The sequence below is a fragment of the Faecalibacterium longum genome (assembly GCF_040094125.1).
Taxonomy (GTDB): domain Bacteria; phylum Bacillota; class Clostridia; order Oscillospirales; family Ruminococcaceae; genus Faecalibacterium; species Faecalibacterium longum.
In genome coordinates, this window is sequence record NZ_JBBNIH010000065.1 from 1 (window position 1) to 2,325 (window position 2,325).

Annotated in this window: 1 protein-coding gene; it reads left to right on the forward strand. The window is 59.5% G+C overall.

Annotated features, from left to right (window positions below):
* Positions 1 to 155 precede the first annotated feature (155 nt).
* Complete coding sequence (gene mnmG, locus AAAU26_RS01265; protein WP_227619246.1) at positions 156 to 2,027, forward strand: tRNA uridine-5-carboxymethylaminomethyl(34) synthesis enzyme MnmG; 1,872 nt, start codon at positions 156 to 158, stop codon at positions 2,025 to 2,027.
* The last annotated feature ends 298 nt before the right edge of the window (positions 2,028 to 2,325 follow it).

Below are 2,325 nucleotides of genomic sequence, written 5' to 3' on the forward strand. Positions count from 1 at the left end.
CCCCTTTCTCGTGGATCCAGCGCGTCGAAATCGCTGGTGGTTTTCTGGTTCTCTTTTGACATCAAAAGAGAACAATTAGCCTTAATGAAAGAGCGCTCTGACCCGCGCACAGGCGCGATATGCACATAAAAACTCAGAGGAAAAAATAGACAACAATGAACCATTTAGGAGACTACGACGTTATCGTCATCGGTGCCGGACATGCGGGCATTGAGGCGGCCCATGCTGCCGCGATGCTGGGCGCAAAGACGGCGGTGTTCACGATGAGCTTGGACGCCATCGGCAATATGCCCTGCAATCCCAGTATCGGCGGCACGGCAAAAGGTACGCTGGTACGCGAATTGGATGCACTAGGCGGTGTGATGGGCCTTGCGGCAGATGCCACCTATTTACAGAGCCGGATGCTCAACAAGGGCAAAGGCCCCGCTGTCCACGCTCTGCGCGTCCAGACCGACCGCAAGCGCTATCATGAATATATGAAGCACGCCCTTGAGCTGACGCCGGGGCTGGCTATCCATCAGGCGGAAATCATTTCCATCGAGGTGGAGGACGGCCATGTGAAGGGCGTCGTTACCCAGCTGAACGGGGAGTATGGCGCAAAGTGCGTGGTCATCGCCACCGGCACCAACCTCGGCGGAAAAATTTTTGTGGGCGATGCATGGTACGCCTCCGGCCCCGACGGGATGCACGCGGCCAACGCCCTCACCGAGAGCCTGAAAGCCGCCGGTCTGCCGCTGCGCCGCTTCAAGACCGGTACGCCTGCCCGCGTGCATCGGCGGAGCATCGACTTCTCTAAGCTGGAATGCCAGCCCGGCGACCCGGACAATGAACTTCAGCCTTTCAGCTTCATGACCGATGCCCCTATGCACAACAAGGTGGAGTGCTGGATCGCCTACACCAACCCTGAGACGCACAGAATCATTCTGGACAATATCCAGCGCAGCCCGCTCTACGGCGGCATGATCGAGGGCGTCGGCCCGCGCTACTGCCCGTCGATTGAGGACAAGGTAGTGCGGTTTGCAGGGAAGGACCGGCATCCCATCTTTGTGGAGCCTTGCGGCGAGAACACCGAGGAAATGTATCTGCAGGGTGCGTCCAGCAGTCTGCCGGAAGATGTGCAGAATGCATTCTACCGGAGCATCAAGGGCTTCGAGAATATTGAGATCATGCGCCCGGCCTACGCCATCGAGTACGACTGCGTAGACCCCACCAGCCTCGAAGCCACGCTGGAAAGCAAGGTGGTGCGGGGCCTCTACGGTGCGGGACAGTTCAACGGAACCTCGGGCTACGAGGAAGCCGCCGCGCAGGGCCTTCTGGCCGGTCTGAACGCTGCCCGGAACGCATTGGGCGAAAGCCAGCTCATCCTGCCCAGGCAGTCGAGCTATCTCGGCACACTGGTCGATGACCTTGTGACCAAGGGCGTCATGGACCCCTACCGGATGATGACCAGCCGCAGCGAGTACCGCCTGACCCTCCGTCAGGACAACGCCGACACCCGGTTGACGCCCATCGGCAGGGAATACGGCCTCGTGCAGGATGACCGCTGGACAAAGTACCAGCAGACGCAGGCTGTGTTGGACGCAGAGCGCCACCGTCTGCATGACGCCCATCTGCGCACGGCGGACCTGCGCGCCGCGATGGAAGCAGCGGGCCTCGCTCCGGCCGCAGAGGGCGGCATTGCCGAAGAGCTGCTGCGCCGACCGGAAATCGACTATTCGCTCATCGCGGGCATGATCGGCTGGGGTGAGGGCATCACGCCTATGCTGGCTGAGCGTCTGGAAACTGAAATCAAGTACGCGGGTTACATTGCCCGGCAGGACCGGATGATACACGAGGTGGCCCGCCACGAGAAGACCCTCATCCCGGAGGATTTCTCTTACACAGAGCTCACCGGCCTGACATTGGAAGCCCGCGAGAAGCTGGCCCGCATCCGCCCGAAAAACTTGGGGCAGGCTGGACGCATTCCCGGCGTGTCGCCGTCGGATGTGGCACAGCTGAGTATTGCGCTGGCGGCGAAGAGAAGCTAAAGTTCTCTTTTGCGCACCAAAAGAGAACCAGAAAAGTGCCCGCTACGTTCGAGGCGCGGGAGGCACGAATCAAGGGCTGCTCGCCCTTGATAATCCCAAAGGGGTTGTCGAAACGGAAAAAAGCTAGTCGCTGCGCTTAACGCTTTTTTCTCGTTTCTCCAATTTGCTGCTTCGCAGCAGGTGTTACGCCCTCGCAGGGCGTGAAGTTCAGCAGAAACGTAAAATCTTCGGCGGAGCCGTAAATGGGAGAAGCACAAAAAAATGCGTTTAGCGAAGCGGCTAGCATTTTTGGGCTTCG